This window comes from Chitinophaga sp., assembly GCF_036566945.1.
In the GTDB taxonomy this organism is placed as follows: domain Bacteria; phylum Bacteroidota; class Bacteroidia; order Chitinophagales; family Chitinophagaceae; genus Chitinophaga.
Map to the genome: position 1 here is coordinate 1 of NZ_DATCVJ010000361.1, position 1,569 is coordinate 1,569.

The 1,569-nt window shown below is 42.4% G+C and carries 2 protein-coding genes; one reads left to right on the forward strand and one right to left on the reverse strand.

The genetic code is table 11. From position 1 onward, the window contains the following. The coding region (locus VIP81_RS10630) for a type IV secretory system conjugative DNA transfer family protein (protein WP_331959654.1) at window positions 1-1,051 on the forward strand (1,051 nt) is incomplete at its 5' end. 30 nt (window positions 1,052-1,081) lie between these two features. On the opposite strand, the gene VIP81_RS10635 is transcribed toward VIP81_RS10630, so the two are convergent. After that, window positions 1,082-1,569 (reverse strand): hypothetical protein (locus VIP81_RS10635; protein WP_331959657.1); only part of this gene is annotated, 488 nt, incomplete at its 5' end.

Sequence of the window (1,569 nt, forward strand, 5' to 3'; positions counted from 1 at the left end):
TGTGGAATCGCCAATAATCCTGCTGACAGCGGTGATCTGGTATTTACGCAAATATCGCAATGGGGAGTATTGCACGCTACCGCACGTAATTGAACTGCTCCAGGTTGAATACAGTAAGCTGTTCACCATGATCCGATGTGAGCCTGAGCTGGAAATTTTAATTTCTCCGTTTATTTCTGCTTTTGAAGCGGGGGTAATGGAACAGTTGGAAGGACAGATAGCTGCCGCAAAAATTGCAATGGCAAGATTATCCAGCCCCGAATTATACTTTGTTCTTTCCGGCAATGATTTTAACCTGGATATCAATAACCCGGAAGCGCCACAGATCTTATGTATGGGTAACAACCCACAGAAACAGGCGACGTATGGCGCCGTTCTTTCTTTGTACATAAACCGCCTGATAAAACAGATCAACAAAAAGGGGAAAATGAAGTGTGGCGTGAGCTTCGAGGAATTTCCCACCCTGACCGTTCAGGGTATCGATTCTTTGATCGGGACGGGTAGATCCAATCTTATAGCTACCACTATTGTTATCCAAAATCTGGATCAGGTCCGCAAAGATTATTCCCGTGAAATGGCAGATGTGTTGATGAACCTATGCGGCAACATTATTACCGGCCAGGTATCCGGAGATACTGCCCGTCAAATGAGCGAGAGAGTGGGTAAGATTATGCAGGACCGCGCCAGTACCACCATCAACAGTTCAGATACTTCCATCAATCACTCCCAGCAACTGGATATGGCGATCCCCGCAAGCGTGATCAGCAACCTATCTGCCGGCGAGTTCGTGGGAATTGTTGCCGACAATCCAGGGCAGGAAATAAAACAGAAGATCTTTCACTGCAAAGTGAAGAAGGATGCCAAGGCTGCCGATCAGGAACGGAAGGGCTACGAAGGATTACCGGTTGTTCGTAGTCTGGAAAACGGCGTTGTTCCAAAGACCTTCCTGCGGATCAAAGAGGATGTTACCGATATTGTTAATGCTGAGATTAGTAGTATAATGAATAATCCGGCAAAGGCAAATTTGATAGTAGGAAAAGCAAAGCCTTAATACGGGATCACACGGGATATTTCCCTGATATTAATTTAAACCCTTCTTCAACGTGCCACGGGACCAATAGCAAATATAGGTTCTATCTTTCATGCTGACAGATTGCTCATAACTATCAATCAGTTCCGGAAACAAGTTCAGAAGTTCGATAATTGCAGCACATAGTATCATCGTATTAAATTCCATATTATGATACATAATTTTCTTCATCTCCATTCCATCTAGTAAGTAATTACCAAGTTGCATCGTCCCTATAAATTCGGAATGCGCATAATTAGAGTACCATTTCCAGGGACTTACAAAATATTGTTCTTTTATTCTTGAAGACTTAATTATATCCTCCCATCCCACTAATCTTGCCGGAGGATTATTCTTATCAACTTTTTTCTTGTATTCCGGTATCAAATTCTGATACCATTCATTATTTGCTATCTTTTGTCGCAGAGATAGAATTTCAATAGCTTCAGCGTCTTTTTTGGCAATATTCTCAGGTAATGTACTTGAATAATTTTGGCGAT